Source organism: Pseudomonas sp. J452 (assembly GCF_024666525.1).
Lineage (GTDB): Bacteria > Pseudomonadota > Gammaproteobacteria > Pseudomonadales > Pseudomonadaceae > Aquipseudomonas.
The window spans coordinates 3,405,558-3,421,002 of record NZ_CP088294.1 but is presented as its reverse complement, the minus strand read 5'-3'; the positions used below and the strand labels follow the sequence as shown (position 1 = coordinate 3,421,002).

Below are 15,445 nucleotides of genomic sequence, written 5' to 3'. Positions count from 1 at the left end.
AAATAATTGCGCTGTTTAACCCGCTCTTCATACTTAATACAGGCAGGATCAATAGTGGCGTGGCTTAGAGCCTGCTTCTGACTTTTGGGCAGCGCCATAACAGCGCGCAGGATGGCCGGGGGGCGCTTTTGCCCCTCTCCCGTTCACGGGAGAGGGGAGCTAAACAGGTTCTTACAGCCCCATCTGCTTGCTGATGATCTCGTTCATCACCTCGCGCGTGCCGCCGCCGATGGAGAGGATGCGGTTGTCGCGGTACAGGCGCTCGACCAGGGACTCGCGCATGAAGCCCATGCCACCGAGCAGCTGGGTGGCGTCGTAGGTGATGCGGCCGGAGACGTCCGTGGCGAAGTTCTTGGCCATGGAGATTTCCTTGATCACGCTCTTGCCGGCGGCCATCTTCGCGGCCTGGCGATAGGTGAACTCGCGTGACACCTCAAGCTGGGTGGCCATCTCGGCCAGGCGGTGCTTGAGCACCTGGAACTTGCCGATCGGTTTGCCGAAGGCATGGCGGTCATTCGCCCACTTCAGCGCTTCCTCCAGGGCCAGCTGCGAGGTCATGTTGGCCATGATCGCCAGCGACAATCGCTCGCTCTGGAAGTTGGCCATGATCCCGGCAAAACCCATGTTCTCAGCGCCGATCAGGTTGCCCACCGGCACCTGGCAGTCGTCGAAAAACAGCTCGGCGGTGTCCGAAGCCCACCAGCCCATTTTCTTCAGCGAGCGGCCGACAGTGAAGCCCGGCGTGCCCTTCTCGATCAGCAGCAGGCTGACGCCGCCGAAGCCTTCGCCACCGGTACGCACCGCCACGGTGTAGTAGTCGGCGCGCACGCCGCTGGTGATGAAGGTCTTGCTACCGGTCACCCGATAGAAGTCACCCTCTTTCACCGCGCGGGTCTTCAGGCTGGCCACATCGGAGCCGCCAGAAGGCTCGGTCACCGCCAGAGCCATGATCTTCTCGCCGGCCAGCACCTCTGGCACTACCCGCTCGCGCACCTCCGGGCGAGCCCACTTGAGTACCGGCGGCAGGCCGATATCCAGCGAACCCAGGCCAGCCACCAGGCCACCGGAGCCGCAACGCATCAGCTCCTCGCTGGCCGCCACCTTGGCGAACAGGTCACCCTCGTGGCTGCCGCCGAACTGCTCCGGATAACCGATACCGAGGATGCCGGCGTCGCCGGCCTTGCGGTACAGCTCGCGGGGAAACTCCTCGGCCTCCTCCCAGTCCGCCACATGCGGCAGGATCTCGCGCTCGACAAAGCGGCGCACCGAGTCACGGACCAGTTGATGGGAGTCGTCGAAGTATTCCTGGAAGGCGCTCATCGGGCAGCTCTCGGTTATTGTTTTCACAACCCTAACCGAGCGCTTGCTTGGTTTTCAAGGCTTAATATGCCTAGCGTTCTGCCATGCGGGGCTCATCCGCCACGGCCAGATGTCTGCAGCAAATAGCTCTGAGTGATGTCTCAACCCTATCGGCGCCTTCGCCGAGCACTGGTATTCCCGCGTTTTGCGCGGCGAGGAGCTGGCTATGTTGGAGAGATACCACACACTCAAGGAAAACCCCATGCGCCGGATATGGATAGCACTGCTTGCCCTGCTGCTAACAGGCTGCACCTCGACGCAGGTCGATTACTCCCCCCAGGACATCAGCGAACCGGAGGCCTATGCCGTGATCAAGCAGGTGGTGCTGGCGCAGCCACAGACGCTGCGCCCCGACTCGGTCTACATCGACCAGCACTACATGGGCTTCAACGACCCGGGCGCCGCCGGCAAGCCGGTGACAGCCGACGCCAAGGATGCGGGTAAGCGGATCTACTTCAACAGCATCGATTCGTTGCACATGTACAAGCTGTTCGGCCGCTACACGGTGCAGCTGTTCCGTGCCTACGGCCAGGCGCTGCAGGGCTTCACGATGGACAGCCGCACGCAGGCCGAGCGCTTTATCGATGCCGTGCAGTTCTATCGCAGCCAAGCGCCGGAGTCTGCTGGCTTCAACTAGCCACTGCAGCCTCTTATCACCTGCCGCTCAGCGCAGCACCAAAGCGCTCGCGGTACGCGGCAGGCGCCAGTCCGACACTGTTGCGAAAGGCGATGCGAAAACCCTCCACGGTACGGAAGCCACATTGTTCGGCGACTCGCTCGATATTCTGCGCCCCGCCTTCCAGCAACAGGCGCGCGCGGGCCATGCGCTCGTGCTGCAACCAGGCCTTGGGCGACATGCCGGTGGCATCACTGAAACGCCGCAGAAAGGTGCGCTCGCTCATCGCCACCCGCTTGGCCAACTGGCTGATTTCCAGCGGTTCGGCCAGGTGTTGACGCACCCATTCCAGCAGACCGGACAAGTCATGGCGCACGGCCTGCGCCACCGGCGCAGGAATGAACTGGGCCTGGCCGCCGGCACGCTGCGGCGCCATCACCAGCCGCTGCGCCACGCGATTGGCCACCTGGCTGCCGAAATCCCGCGCCACTAGGTGCAGGCAGGCATCGATACCGGCCGCGCTGCCCGCCGAGCTGATCAGTTGGCCGGCATCCACGTAGAGCACCTGCGGGTCCACCTCGATGGCCGGATAGCGCCGCGCCAGCTCATCGGTATAACGCCAGTGGGTGGTGGCACGCTGGCCATCGAGCAGGCCGCTGGCCGCCAGCACGAACACCCCGGAACAGATCGACAGCAGGCGCGCGCCGCGCTCATGAGCTGCGCGCAAGGCCTCAAGCAGTTCGGCGGGTGGTAATTCGGCACGGTCGCGCCAACCGGGGATGATGATGGTACGGGCTTCGGCCAGAGCCTCCAGGCCGGCGTCCGCCAGCACCTGGATACCGCCCATAGCGCGCATCGGTCCTTGGTCCAGGCCGACGATGCGGTGGCGGTACCAGGGGAAGTCGAACTCCGGGCGCGCCAGACCGAAGATCTCCACGGCAATGCCGAATTCGAAGGTGCAAAGGCCGTCGTAGGCGAGGATGGCCACCAGGCCAGGGTCGGTGCGCATTGGCGGATTTTTTCCTATCACTGTCCGAGCCGCCACTGTAGCCAAGATTGGCGTCTGGATACAGTGGCGCCACACTCACCGACTGGAGCCTCACATGAGCCTGATCAGCCAACACCCCGCCGCCTCTTCCGCCATCGCCCTGATGCACTTCAGCCAGCGCCTGAGCTTCGAGACCGACTGCTCGGACGTACATGCCAGCCAGCAGGACGGCGATGTCGACTATGTACTGGTCGACGTGCGCGGCGAGGCGGCCTATGCCAGCGGCCATGTGCCAGGCGCCATCAACATCCCGCACCGACTGATGGAGCGCGAGTACATGGCACGCTACCCACGCGACACCCTGTTCGTCGTTTACTGCGCCGGCCCGCACTGCAATGGCGTGCACCGCGCCGCCGTGCGCCTGGCCAGCCTGGGTTATGCGGTGAAGGAAATGCTCGGTGGCGTCACCGGCTGGCTCGACGAAGGCTTGAGCCTGGTCGGCGCCCGCGGCGAGCAAACTGGCAACAGCCAGCCGGGCATCAGCTGCGCATGCTGAATCAGGCCCGAGTAAGAGCAGCGCAGGTGACGGACATTCCCGCGCTGCTGGTACTCATGCGCGAGCTGGCGGCATTCGAGGATTACCTGATGGACTTCGCTGTTGATGCCCAGGCGCTGCGTGAACGGGCCTTTGGCCCCGGCGCGCAGTGCCAGGTGTTTGTCGCCGAGAGCGCTGGTGTGCCGTGTGGCTATGCCGTGGCGCTGCTGATCCCCTTCACCTACGACCTGCGTCCAACCTGCCTGCTCAAGGAACTGTATCTGCAACCTGAACAGCGCGAGCAGGGACTGGGCTGGCAGCTGCTGTCCGGCGTGGCGAGCTGGGCTATAGACCAGGGCGCAGGACGCATGAAGTGGGACGTATTGGTCGGCAACAGCCGTGCGGAACGCTTCTACCAGCGCCTCGGCGGACGCCCGGTGAGCAAGTGGCGGGCCTATGAAATGGCGGAGCCAGCCCTGGCGCAATTGGCCGGGCAGCTACCTGGATAACTCGCTCAGTCAGCGATTGGCCGGCGCCCGGCGAAGGCATGCGCCAGGGTGCCACCGTCCACCAGCTCCAGCTCGCCCCCCCAGAGGCACGCCATGAGCGATGCGCGAGAGGATGATGCCTTTGCCGGCAAGCATCTGCGCGATGTAATGGGCCGTGGCCTCGCCCTCCACCGTCGGGTTGGTGGCGAGGATCAGCTCCGCGAAATGGCTGACCGAAACCCGTGCCAGCAACTCGGGGATGCCTATGGCTTCGGGACCCAGACCATCGAGCGGCGACAGGTGCCCCTTGAGCACGAAGTAGCGGCCGCGGTAGCCGGTCTGCTCCACCGCGAACACATCCAGCGGCCCTTCCACCACACACAGCAGCGAATCATCGCGGCGCGGGTCGGCACACTGCGGGCACAATTCGTCCTCGCACAGGGTTCGGCAGCGCGAACAGTGGCCGACCCCTTCCATCGCCGCAGTCAACGCCTGAGCCAAACGCATACCGCCACTGCGATCACGCTCAAGCATCTGCAGCGCCATGCGCTGAGCCGTCTTCTGCCCTACTCCGGGCAGGATGCGCAGGGCGTCGACCAGTTGGCGAATCAGCGGGCTGAAGCTCATGGGAAATACCGTAGGAGATGGCTTTAAATGATAAGCACGGAGCGAGGGGTGATCAGACGCGGTGCAGAGCAAGGCGCGATTCGGTCCGGGCAGCGGAGTTTACTGGCCGTAAATGAGCATGCCCGGACCGAATCGCAACGCCGCTATGTGCTGCGGCTGGACGCCCCGTCTTAGAAAGGCATTTTGAAGCCGGGGGGAAGCTGCATGCCTGCGGTCACGCCGGACATCTTGTCCTGGCTGTTCTGCTCGACCTTGCGCACCGCGTCGTTGACCGCCGCGGCGATCAGGTCTTCCAGCACTTCCTTGTCTTCCTGCATCAGGCTGTCGTCCAGGGTGATGCGCTTGACGTCGTGACGACCGGTCATCACCACGCTGACCAGGCCGGCACCGGACTGGCCGGTGACTTCAGCGTTGGCCAACTCTTCCTGCATCTTGGCCATTTTTTCTTGCATCTGCTGAGCCTGTTTCATCAGGCCTGCCATGCCACCTTTCATCATGGTGAACTCCTTAATTGTTCACAGGTTCGATGGAGTCGGCGCGGATCACCGCGGCGAACTGTTGAATCATTTTCTGCACCAGCGGGTCATCGTGGATCGACTGCTCCGCCTGCTGCTGACGTTGCGCACGCTTGCGCGAAGCCGCCTGGGCCGGGGTTTCCTGCTCGGGCAGGATCAGCTCGATGCGCAGGTTAATGCTACGCCCGAGATGCTGGTTCAGCGCATCGTTGAGGCGACGCTGCTGGGTGGCATTGAACAGGGCACTGTGGCCCGGGTCCAGGTGCAGCAGCCAATCATCGCCATTGGCTTCGATCAGGGTGCAGTTGGCGCCGATGCTGCCGGTCATGCCGGACAGGCCCAGACGCGGGAACAGATCCAGCCACTCAGCGGCCAGGCCGGTGGCCGGCTGGGCCGCTGGCAAGGGTTCCGCCTCAGCCACAGGCTCGGCGGCCGACACGTCGAAGTTGTAGTCGAGACTGTCACCATCGACTTCGGCATAGTCGTAATCGCCAGGAGGCGGCTCGTCGTCATCGCCTTCTTCAGCTTCTGCGGCGAGTGCCGGGGCAATCGGAGCTACAGCCGCGACAGCAGGCACCGGTTCAACCGTCGAGAGCGCCGCCGACGGAACCGGTTCGTCCTCTACAAGCGTGGCGACAGGCGACTCGGGTACTGGCTCGGCAACCGCCAGCGCAGGCTGGGTCGCTGGTGTTTCCCAAGGCAAATCGACAGCCGCGGCTTCGACAACCGGTGCGCTGATCGGCGACGGCAGCACGCTAGCCACAGACACCACTACAGGTGCGGCAGGTGCAGGGACAAGCTCAGCAGCAACCGGCGCGGCGATCGGAGTCGGAGTCGACACAACCGGCGCAGCAACTGCGGGAGATGCGATAGGTGCCGGCACCGCAGCAATGGCCGCACCGGCCACTGGGTTGTACGTGGAATCAGCTGTGGCCTTGCTGATTCCCAGATCCTTTGACGGTAACTCCTTCAAAGGTGAACGTGGCGCTCCGTCGGCATCCGCGGGGCGGAACGCCAACATGCGCAACAGCACCATCTCGAAACCGCTGCGCGGGTCCGGCGCCAGCGGCAGGTCGCGGCGGCCGATCAGGCCCATCTGGTAATAGAACTGCACATCCTCGGCCGGTAGCGCCTGGGCCAGTGCCAGCACCTTGTCGCGGTCGCCCTGGCCGTTGTCCACCGCTTCCGGCAGGGCCTGGGCTACGGCGACACGGTGCAGCACGTTGAGCATCTCGGACAGCACGCCGCCCCAATCCGGGCCTTGCTCGGCCAGATGACGCACCGCTTCGAGCAGAGCTCGCGCATCGCCGTCCAGCAGCGCATGCAACACGCCATACACCTGACCGTGGTCGAGGGTGCCGAGCATGGAGCGCACATCGGCGGCCAGCACCTTGCCTTCACCGAAGGCGATGGCCTGGTCGGTCAGGCTCATGGCATCGCGCATCGAACCATCGGCGGCGCGGCCGAGCAGCCACAGGGCGTCGTCCTCGAACGGCACGCTCTCGGCAGTCAGGACGTGGGTCAGGTGCTCGACCACCCGCTCCGGCGGCATGTTCTTCAGGCTGAACTGCAGGCAGCGCGAGAGGATGGTGACCGGTAATTTCTGCGGATCGGTGGTGGCGAGCAGGAATTTGACGTGGGGCGGCGGCTCTTCGAGGGTCTTGAGCAGCGCATTGAACGAGTGCGTGGAGAGCATGTGCACTTCGTCGATCAGGTAGACCTTGTAGCGCCCACGGCTGGGTGCGTATTGCACGTTTTCCAGCAGCTCACGGGTGTCTTCGACCTTGGTGCGGCTGGCGGCGTCGACTTCGATCAGGTCGACAAAGCGGCCCTCGTCGATCTCGCGGCATACCGAGCAGGTGCCGCAGGGCGTGGAGCTGATGCCGGTCTCGCAGTTCAGGCACTTGGCGATGATCCGCGCGATGGTGGTCTTGCCTACCCCGCGGGTGCCGGTGAACAGGTACGCATGGTGCAGGCGCTGGCTGTCCAGGGCGTTGATCAGGGCCTTGAGCACATGGGTCTGGCCGACCATTTCGCGGAACGAGCGCGGACGCCATTTACGTGCAAGAACCTGATAACTCATTGAAAACCGTCGCGTCTGGGTAACCGAGGGGCTAATCCTAGCGGAGCACCGGGTAAATTGCATCCGCGCTGGCGGATTGCGCTGCCGGCAATGGCCATGCGCAGCAGCCAAAGCGACTTTCAGCGCCATCGGCAAAGCACTTCACCCAACCATGGCACGCACGGCTAGCAAGCAAGAGAGTTGAGATAGAGAGGAGAACGACTAACCCTAGGCGGGTTATGGAGGCGGCCCCACCAGCCACACCCCGGCACACGATGTTCCCGCTGTGGCTGCTTCCTTCCGGGCCTGACCGGGGTGGAGTGCAAGCACTCCTTGCAGTTTGCTGAAAGCTGCACTGCGTCTGGGCTGGTGGGGGTTGATGGGTGATTCGCCAACATTCATTTCGGACGGGCGAGTACGCCTGAGCCAAGGCCAAAAATCTGGGGTGTGATCAACATTGTTCCACTTTGCTGTACCACTCTGGTGTACCACTTTGACTTACATCACTCGACGCGGAGCCGCGTACTATCTGAACTTGCGACTTCCTAAGCACCTCTATCCCGACCGTACCACTCTCCGTTTGAGTCTCAGTGTCAGGGACCGTAAAACCGCCGTATTCATCGCATCCGAGCTTGCTCGTCGAGTACACGAGCACATCAGCAGCCACCCCCTTACTGAACCTCGGAAACTCCTCGCCTTGTGTGCGGAATGGCGAACCAAAACGTCAGTTCCCACGATCACAGTTAGCCCTGCAAATACTTCAACCAAGTCGATCAGCACCGTAGCGGAGGGCCCAACGCTGGCAAGTCTGGCGAAGCTCTACATAGATGAAGGGACTCGGAGCGGCGCTTGGCGAACGGTCAGTACTCTGGACGTGGAACGTGCCTTGCGGGACTTCTTCGAACTGATGGACGACATGCCTGCCTCTGCCTTCGGAGTCGAACAAGCTCGCACCCTCAAGGAACGCTTGGCACGGTGCCCGCAGTACTTCGCTCAGCGAACCGAGTTCAAGGGAATGACACTGCGGCAAGTCGTAAACTCGTCCATGCCCTACCAGACTATCACTGCCGTAACGATCAACAACCGGCTACGGAAGCTGACGGCCTTCTTCAACTGGTGCAAGGCAAACGGCTACATCGGACAAAACCCGCTAGCGGGAATGAAAGTGATGGCTGGTGCTGCAAAAGAGGCTCGCCTCTCCCTTGAGCCATTTGACCTCAACGCCTTGCTTAAACATGACGCACTGGCCCATGAGGCACGAAAGCATCCATGGCGGTACTGGTTACCCCTCCTCGCCCGTTTCACTGGCGCCCGCTTAGAGGAGCTTTGCCAATTGCACGTCGATGACATCACTAGCTATCAAGGCATCCCGTGCATTCGTATCGATGACAGGCATAGTGACCAAAAACTCAAGAATCAGAGCAGCCGCCGGGTGCTTCCTATTCACCCCAAACTGCTGGAACTTGGTCTACTTGAGCATGCCGAATCCATCGGGGATAAAAATCACTCCAGACTCTTTCCCGATCTTGTCCCGACAAGGGGAAAGCTTGGTCATGCTCCATCAAAATGGTTCAGTCGCTACAAGGCGAAACAAGGAATCAGCGACCCACGCAAAACCTTCCATAGCTTTCGTCACACCTTCATCGATGAACTGAGGGAGGCTGGCGTCCAAGACTCGCTGATTAAACGGATGGCGGGTCATGAAGAAAGCTCCGTTACATTCAGCGTCTACGGCAGCAGGACACCAATCAGAGCGATGGCAGAAGCATTGAGGCACGTCACATGACGCCGATACACTTTTGGCCAGCCCTGTCAACAAGTACTTGACAGCCGGTCAGCCATTATGAGAATATACGAATCTGCCCAGTAAGCAGACATACAACTTGGAAGCCTCTACGCGACTACGGTTCGACAAAATCGACCCAAAATCGCAGGAGGCTTTTTAGTGCCTACCTTTTGGCTGACCACCACCTGACGGTCAACGCAGATCATGAGAAATCACATGACATACGCAATCGAAGCAACACCAACACTGAGGTCAACAACATCGAATAGCTAAGTCCCCTCCTCCGCAGCGAGAAGAATGACGAGCCCGATGCCGACCCCTGTGTCGGTTTTTTTCGCCTTTTTTTCAACAGCACGGAGGTAACAACAATGCACCAACACAGCAGCACCACCCCTCGAACCATTTACGTAGCGCCTTGCGTAGCCGGAATCCACCTTGACTACAGTCTCGGTGAAGAGCTTCCACTCTTTGGACCTACTGCAGATAAGCCTCTTACCTATGGTGTTGGCTACAACTCTGGTAGCCGGCGTAAAGCCATGGGCATGCCCTACTTCAAAACGGGGAAAGGCACACCTAATAAGACTTGGCACAACATGATGCGTCGAAACTACTGCTCTAACGCCCCTGCGTATCAGAGCGGGCGTGTCTGCCTGAAGTGGCATGACTATCAGGAATTTGCTGCGTGGTATGTCTCGCAGCCCTATGCCGGAATGCCTGATGCAGAGCTAGACAAGGACATCATTGACCCACTGAACACCGTTTACTCACCAGAGTACTGCTGCGTCGTACCCAAGCTCGTCAACCTGATCTTCAAAGACTCACGAAAAATCCGAGGAAAACTCCCTGTATCGTTGAGCCGTACCGCTTGCTCTGTGGGGGGATGTAGAGATTTCCAAACCCGCCCCAACTCGATTAGCTAGCAGGCAGCAATGGGGGCAATTGAGAGCTTGTCGAGCAGAATCAAGCAGATGTAGGCTACCGCCTTGGAACACTTTTGTGTTCTACACGGCTGTCACACTTCGAGATTTTTGACTTAGAAATCCTTGAGAATTCAAGGACTTACGTTATGGAGGCGGCCCCACCAGCCACACCCCGGCACACGATGTTCCCGCTGTGGCTGCTTCCTTCCGGACCTGACCAGGTTAACGGGTAATCGTTGCGAGGGGACCGATGGGACCACCATAACGAAGCCCGTCAGAAGACGGGCCGCGCCATTGTACTGATTGGAAGCGAACTTACAACCGCTTCAAGCACTTAGCTCAGAGAACAAGCACATACCCGTACGCCTGGTCAGACGCGGAAGCGCCCCACCAGCTGCTCCAGTCCGTGGGACAGTTCGGACAGTCGGGCGCTGGCCTGGGTGCTCTGCTCGGACGTTTGTGCCGCCTCGTTGGACAGGTCGCGGATATCGCTGATATTGCGTGCGATCTCTTCGGTCACCGCACTCTGCTCCTCGCAGGCGGTGGCGATCTGTGCCGCCATGTCGTTGATCCGCGCCACCGAGTCACCGGTGGCGGACAACGCGCCATCCACCCCCGCCGCACGCTCGACACTGTCGCGGGCCTTCTCGCTGCCCGAGTGCATGGCCTTGACCGCATTCTGCACGCCGACTTGCAGGCGCTCGATCATCTGCTGGATGTCCTTGGTCGAGTCCTGGGTGCGTGCCGCCAGAGCCCGCACCTCATCAGCCACCACGGCGAAGCCACGGCCCTGCTCACCGGCACGTGCGGCCTCGATGGCGGCATTCAGCGCCAGCAGGTTGGTCTGCTCGGCGATGCCCTTGATCACCGCGAGTACGGCGCCGATGTTGGCGGTTTCCTGCTCGAGGGTCTGGATGGTCGCCGAGGCGCTTTCCACCTCATGGGCCAGCTGGCGGATGGCATGGATGGTCGCACCCACTACCTGCGCACCATCACGCGACTGGGTCTCGGCACTGCGCGCGGCATCGGCGGCATTCTGCGCATTGCGCGCCACCTCGTGTACGGCGCTGCTCATTTCGGTTGCCGCAGTGCTGACCTGATCCACCGCGGCATGTTCGCTGCTGATCAGGCGATCATTGGCTGCCGCCATGCCAGCCAGGGACTCCGCCGAGTCGGCCACCTCACCGGTAACCCGCCCGACTTCCTTGATCAGCGGCTGCAGCTTGTCGAGGAAGCGGTTGAAGGCATGACTGAGCTTGCCCAGTTCATCGCGTGACAGCACATCCAGACGCACGCGCAGGTCACCGTCACCATCGGCGATCTGCTCAATGCGGTGCAGCAGGTTGTGCAGCGGACGGGTCACCAGGATCGGGAAGCCCACCACCAGTACGGCACAGATCAGCAAGCCGATGGCGATGATCCCGCCTTGCTGCCAGCTGCGCTTCTCACCCAGGGCAATAGCGGCGGTGCCTTCGGCATTGGCGGCGGTGTCTTCCAGCTCACCCAGCTTGTCGATCGGGTCGCGGATAGCTTCGAACTGCGCTTCGCTGTCGCCATAACTCAGCAGAGAGGCGGCGGCAGGATCACTGCCCGCCAACTCCAGCACGCGACTGGAGGTGGCCTTCCACTGGGCGAAACCGCGGTCGAAATCGGCCACCAACTTGAGCGCCTCGGCGCTCGGCTGCATCTCGGCAAACTTGTGTACGCGGTCGTAGGCCTGCTGCGCATTCTCGGCATGCGCGGCCTTGAGCGCCTCGGCATGGGCGCTGGCACCCTCGTCGAGCAGGCTGCGCTCGGCGACGAAGGCCTGGTACAGGTCACGATCAGCATTCAACAATAGACTGATGGCAGGCAGGTAGCGGTTGGTCAGACGGGTACTGGAGTCGGTCACCTGGCTGATGCCCTGCATACCCAGAATCCCCATGAGTACCAGCAGTACGGCGAGCAGAAAAATCGGCAGGGCAATCTTCCAGCGGAATCCTAGATCGGCGAATAGACGGAACATGGCAGGGCTCCACGGCTTGGGCAGGCTTGTAGTTATTTATTGAGCATAGTCAGTTTCTTGCCGCCCGCGCCGGGAGCGAGCGGCAGCCCATGGGTGAGACTTTTTTCCCCAGTCTGTCAGACTGGACCACAGCAGCACGCAAAAGGACTTGTATGCCTATCTCGCCCCGTTTTTCAGTCACTACCGGCACCACACTCTGGCTCGGCATCAGCCTGTTCTGCCTGCTAAGCAGTGCCACCCTGGCGCTCGCCAGCGGCCTTTATCTGCTACAGATCCGTGAAACCAGTGGCACCCTGCTCGGCGGCCTGGGCAGCGCGAGCGCATTGCTGCTGTTGTTGCCGGCACTGCTGGCATTGGGCTCGGGCTGGCTGCTCGGCATGAGCGGCGCACGCACTGCCTGGACCCTGACCTTTCTGTTGCTTGGCGGTACGGCGCTGTATCAGTGGGCGACATTTCCCAGCAACCCCAACGGCAATCTGCTCTATTCGCCGACGCCTGAGGAGCTGAGCAGCTACGCCCTACTCTGCGCCATCGCCCTGCTGCCTCTGCTGCTGCCCAAACGCCGGCCGCGAAGCCGAGGCTGGTTACGTTGGCTGTTGGCAAGCGTCTTCTCATTGCTCTGCCTGTACGCTCTGCTGCTGATGTTGCAGCAGGCTCAAATGCACAACCTGCCCAACTGCGCCTTCGACAGGCAGAGTGGCCAACAGCTGACCATCTGCCTGCATGATGAGCCGCACGTACTGATCGACTAGCTGCGCCAAAGCGCCGACGCAGCTGTACTTTGTGGTAGCGTGCCTGCCGAATCGCCCGCCCTGCGGGCACCTTCCCCCTGCTGCATGGAGCGCCTCATGGCCATCACCAAAGACCAGCTGATTTCCGACCTCGCCGAAGCCATCGACCTGCAGAAAAGCGATGTACGCGCCCTGCTCGAACAACTCGGGGAGATCGTCGCCGACGCTCTGGAAAATGACGGCGAAATTACCCTGCCAGGCATCGGCAAACTCAAGGCCAGCGAGCGCCCGGCACGTACCGGACGCAATCCGCAGACTGGCAAGGCGATCGAAATCGCGGCCAAGAAGGTGGTCAAGCTGGTGCCGGCCAAGGCCCTGACCGACGCACTCAACTAAGAACAGAAGGAAGCGGGGCCCTGGCCCCGCCGACTTCAGGCGCTGATGCCGTAGCCCGCCAAGGCTTGCAGAAACTCCGCTTCATCCATCACCCGCACCCCCAGCTCACTGGCCTTGGCCAGCTTCGAGCCAGCGCCAGGCCCGGCAACCACGCAGGTGGTCTTGGCCGACACCGAACCGGCCACCTTGGCCCCCAGCGCCTCCAGCTTCTCCTTGGCGACGTCGCGACTCATCACCTCCAGCGTGCCGGTCAGCACCCAGGTCTGCCCTGCCAGCGGCAAGCCCGCGACCTGCTTCTTCTCGCTGGCCCAGTGCATGCCGAACGCCAGCAACTGCTGCTCGATGGCCCGCGCCTTGGCAACGTTGTCAGCGACGGCAAAGAACTCGCGCAGCGACTGCTTTGCCTTCTCGTTGAGGCCCTTCATCACACTCAGCTCCAGCCAGTCCTGAGTGAGAGCGATCACGCCATCCAGGCTGCCGCCTTTTTCTGCCAGGTTCTTCGCCCCGGTGGCGGCGATCCCGGCGATGTTCAGGCGGTCGAGGAACTCGGCAAAGCTGGTGCAGGCGGCGAACTCGGCATGCAGCTCGCCCTCCTCCTGCAGCTGCACGCCGCGCTCCAGTAACTGGGCGATGACCTTCTGGTTGTGGCTGTCTTCGAAGAAGCTGTGGATCTCATGAGCCACTTCGCCACCGACATCCGGCAGCCAGGTCAACACTTCAGGCAGCGCTGCCTGGATACGCTCCAGCGAACCCAGAGCACGGGCCAGCAGCTTGGCGGTCTCTTCGCCGACATCGGGAATACCCAGGGCATAGATGAAGCGCGCCAGGGTCGGCCGCTTGCTCTCGGCAATCGCCGTCAGCAGGTTGCGCGTGGACAGGTCGGCGAAACCTTCCAGCACCACCACCTGCTCATAGCTCAGGGTGTAGAGATCGGCCGGCGAGGCGACGAGGCCGGTATCCACCAGCTGCTCGACGATCTTGTCGCCCAGCCCTTCGATATCCAGGGCCCGTCGCGACACGTAATGGATGATCGCCTGCTTAAGCTGAGCACCGCAGGCCAGGCGGCCGACGCAGCGGTATACCGAGCCCTCGCTGAAGGTTTCCTTGCCCTTGCTGCGTTTGACCAGCTGGGTGCGTTCCACCGCCGAGCCGCACACCGGGCACTGGGCGGGAATATGCACCGGCCGTGCATCGGCAGGACGGCGCTCGAGCACCACCTGCATCACCTGCGGGATCACATCACCGGCGCGGCGGATGATCACCGTGTCGCCGACCATCAGGCCCAGGCGCGCCACTTCATCCATGTTATGCAAGGTGGCGTTGGATACCATCACCCCGGCTACCTTGACCGGTTTCAAGCGTGCCACCGGAGTGACAGCGCCGGTGCGGCCAACCTGGAACTCGACATCCAGTAGCTCAGTCAGCTCCTCGCTGGCCGGGAACTTGTGGGCAATGGCCCAGCGCGGCTCGCGGGCGCGGAAGCCCAGCTCGCGCTGGTAGGCCAGGTCGTTGACCTTGAACACCACGCCATCGATCTCGTAGGCCAGGCTGGCGCGGCGCTCACCAATATCACGGTAGTAGGCCAGGCACGCTTCGGCGCCCTTGGCCAGCTTCAACTCACGGCTGATCGGCAGGCCCCAGACTTTCAGCTGCTGGAGGATGCCCACCTGGGTCGCCGGCAACTCGCCTTCGACCCGGCCGATGCCGTAGCAGCAGAACTCCAGCGGGCGGCTGGCGGTAATCTTCGGGTCGAGCTGGCGCAGGCTGCCGGCCGCCGCGTTGCGCGGGTTGGCGAAGGTCTTGCCGCCACTTTCCAGCTGCCGCGCGTTGAGCGCATCGAAGCCGGCCTTGGACATGAACACTTCGCCGCGCACTTCCAGCACGCTCGGCCAGCCCTCGCCATGCAGCTTGAGCGGCACGTTGCGGATGGTGCGCACATTACTGCTGATGTCCTCGCCGGTGCTACCGTCGCCACGGGTGGCGCCGCGCACCAGCAGGCCATTTTCGTACAGCAGGCTGACCGCCAGGCCATCGAGTTTCGGCTCGCAGCAGTATTCGATCTCCGCACCGCCACCGAACAGGTCGCCGGCCGGCAGATCCAGGCCCTCGCGCACGCGGCGATCGAAATCGAGCAGGTCGCCTTCCTCGAAGGCGTTGCCCAGGCTGAGCATCGGCACTTCATGCCTGACCTCGCCAAAGGCGCTGAGCGCCGCACCGCCGACGCGCTGGGTCGGCGAGTCCGCCGTGACCAGTTCGGGATGCGCCGCCTCCAGCGCCTTCAGCTCGTTGAACAGGCGGTCGTACTCGGCATCCGGGATGCTCGGCTCGTCCAGCACGTAGTAGCGGTGGCTGTGCAGGTCCAGTTCGGCGCGCAGGGCGAGAATGCGGGCGGCAGCGAGGGTGGCGTCGGTCATTGC

Annotated in this window: 12 protein-coding genes, 1 other RNA gene and 2 pseudogenes; 6 read left to right on the top strand and 9 right to left on the bottom strand. The window is 62.4% G+C overall.

The window, feature by feature from the left end:
• Nucleotides 1-171: 171 nt before the first annotated feature.
• The gene (locus LRS11_RS15565; RefSeq protein WP_260493822.1) at nt 172-1,320 is read right to left on the bottom strand and encodes an acyl-CoA dehydrogenase family protein; all 1,149 of its coding nucleotides are present in this window, start codon (nt 1,318-1,320) and stop codon (nt 172-174) included.
• 205 nt (nt 1,321-1,525) lie between these two features.
• On the opposite strand from LRS11_RS15565, the gene LRS11_RS15560 reads away from it, so the two are divergent.
• Nucleotides 1,526-1,996 carry a hypothetical protein gene (locus LRS11_RS15560; RefSeq protein ID WP_260493821.1) on the top strand — a complete coding sequence of 157 codons (471 nt, stop codon included), beginning with the start codon at nt 1,526-1,528 and terminating at the stop codon, nt 1,994-1,996.
• 16 nt (nt 1,997-2,012) lie between these two features.
• Here the strand turns inward: LRS11_RS15560 and ftrA are convergent, their stop codons facing one another.
• Nucleotides 2,013-2,984: a transcriptional regulator FtrA gene (ftrA, locus tag LRS11_RS15555; RefSeq protein ID WP_260493820.1), complete on the bottom strand. Its 972-nt coding sequence runs from the start codon at nt 2,982-2,984 to the stop codon at nt 2,013-2,015.
• A gap of 94 nt (nt 2,985-3,078) precedes the next feature.
• Between ftrA and LRS11_RS15550 the strand changes: the two genes are divergently transcribed.
• Both LRS11_RS15550 and LRS11_RS15545 read left to right on the top strand, forming a co-directional pair.
• Complete coding sequence (locus tag LRS11_RS15550; protein WP_260493819.1) at nt 3,079-3,519, top strand: rhodanese-like domain-containing protein; 441 nt, start codon at nt 3,079-3,081, stop codon at nt 3,517-3,519.
• Nucleotides 3,520-3,545: 26 nt separating this feature from the next.
• Nucleotides 3,546-4,007 carry a GNAT family N-acetyltransferase gene (locus tag LRS11_RS15545; protein ID WP_260493818.1) on the top strand — a complete coding sequence of 154 codons (462 nt, stop codon included), beginning with the start codon at nt 3,546-3,548 and terminating at the stop codon, nt 4,005-4,007.
• 5 nt (nt 4,008-4,012) lie between these two features.
• On the opposite strand, the pseudogene recR reads toward LRS11_RS15545, so the two are convergent.
• The 3 genes and pseudogenes from recR to dnaX form a co-directional block, all read right to left on the bottom strand.
• Nucleotides 4,013-4,613, bottom strand: a pseudogene (gene recR, locus LRS11_RS15540) (recombination mediator RecR).
• 170 nt (nt 4,614-4,783) lie between these two features.
• Nucleotides 4,784-5,110: a YbaB/EbfC family nucleoid-associated protein gene (locus tag LRS11_RS15535; RefSeq protein ID WP_173206053.1), complete on the bottom strand. Its 327-nt coding sequence runs from the start codon at nt 5,108-5,110 to the stop codon at nt 4,784-4,786.
• Between the two features lie 10 nt (nt 5,111-5,120).
• The gene (gene dnaX / locus LRS11_RS15530; RefSeq protein ID WP_260493817.1) at nt 5,121-7,211 is read right to left on the bottom strand and encodes a DNA polymerase III subunit gamma/tau; all 2,091 of its coding nucleotides are present in this window, start codon (nt 7,209-7,211) and stop codon (nt 5,121-5,123) included.
• Nucleotides 7,212-7,683: 472 nt separating this feature from the next.
• On the opposite strand from dnaX, the gene LRS11_RS15525 reads away from it, so the two are divergent.
• Complete coding sequence (locus LRS11_RS15525) at nt 7,684-8,976, top strand: site-specific integrase (protein ID WP_260493816.1); 1,293 nt, start codon at nt 7,684-7,686, stop codon at nt 8,974-8,976.
• Between the two features lie 1,076 nt (nt 8,977-10,052).
• On the opposite strand, the gene ffs is transcribed toward LRS11_RS15525, so the two are convergent.
• From ffs to LRS11_RS22520, 3 genes and pseudogenes are all read right to left on the bottom strand, one after another.
• Nucleotides 10,053-10,149: signal recognition particle sRNA small type (gene ffs, locus LRS11_RS15520), an RNA gene on the bottom strand.
• Nucleotides 10,150-10,266: 117 nt separating this feature from the next.
• Nucleotides 10,267-11,046, bottom strand: coding sequence for a methyl-accepting chemotaxis protein (locus LRS11_RS22525; RefSeq protein WP_409519816.1), 780 nt, complete (start codon nt 11,044-11,046; stop codon nt 10,267-10,269).
• A gap of 78 nt (nt 11,047-11,124) precedes the next feature.
• Nucleotides 11,125-11,901: pseudogene (locus tag LRS11_RS22520) on the bottom strand (MCP four helix bundle domain-containing protein); the annotation flags it as partial.
• 152 nt (nt 11,902-12,053) lie between these two features.
• On the opposite strand from LRS11_RS22520, the gene LRS11_RS15510 reads away from it, so the two are divergent.
• Both LRS11_RS15510 and LRS11_RS15505 read left to right on the top strand, forming a co-directional pair.
• Entirely contained in the window at nt 12,054-12,653 is a 600-nt protein-coding gene (locus LRS11_RS15510; protein ID WP_260493814.1) for a hypothetical protein, read from the top strand.
• 96 nt (nt 12,654-12,749) lie between these two features.
• Nucleotides 12,750-13,028: an HU family DNA-binding protein gene (locus tag LRS11_RS15505; RefSeq protein ID WP_260493813.1), complete on the top strand. Its 279-nt coding sequence runs from the start codon at nt 12,750-12,752 to the stop codon at nt 13,026-13,028.
• A gap of 35 nt (nt 13,029-13,063) precedes the next feature.
• Here LRS11_RS15505 and ligA read toward each other — a convergent pair whose 3' ends face one another.
• A complete protein-coding gene (gene ligA, locus LRS11_RS15500; RefSeq protein ID WP_260493812.1) occupies nt 13,064-15,442 on the bottom strand; it encodes an NAD-dependent DNA ligase LigA in 2,379 nt (792 codons plus the stop codon).
• Between the last annotated feature and the right edge of the window lie 3 nt (nt 15,443-15,445).

Coding starts and splice junctions, on each gene's coding strand:
- LRS11_RS15505 (WP_260493813.1), top strand. CDS start 12,750: ATGGCCATCACCAAAGACCAGCTGATTTCCGACCTCGCCGAAGCCATC.
- LRS11_RS15560 (WP_260493821.1), top strand. CDS start 1,526: ATGTTGGAGAGATACCACACACTCAAGGAAAACCCCATGCGCCGGATA.
- LRS11_RS15510 (WP_260493814.1), top strand. CDS start 12,054: ATGCCTATCTCGCCCCGTTTTTCAGTCACTACCGGCACCACACTCTGG.
- ftrA (WP_260493820.1), bottom strand. CDS start 2,984: ATGCGCACCGACCCTGGCCTGGTGGCCATCCTCGCCTACGACGGCCTT.
- LRS11_RS15535 (WP_173206053.1), bottom strand. CDS start 5,110: ATGATGAAAGGTGGCATGGCAGGCCTGATGAAACAGGCTCAGCAGATG.
- LRS11_RS15565 (WP_260493822.1), bottom strand. CDS start 1,320: ATGAGCGCCTTCCAGGAATACTTCGACGACTCCCATCAACTGGTCCGT.
- LRS11_RS22525 (WP_409519816.1), bottom strand. CDS start 11,046: ATGGCGGCAGCCAATGATCGCCTGATCAGCAGCGAACATGCCGCGGTG.
- ligA (WP_260493812.1), bottom strand. CDS start 15,442: ATGACCGACGCCACCCTCGCTGCCGCCCGCATTCTCGCCCTGCGCGCC.
- LRS11_RS15550 (WP_260493819.1), top strand. CDS start 3,079: ATGAGCCTGATCAGCCAACACCCCGCCGCCTCTTCCGCCATCGCCCTG.
- dnaX (WP_260493817.1), bottom strand. CDS start 7,211: ATGAGTTATCAGGTTCTTGCACGTAAATGGCGTCCGCGCTCGTTCCGC.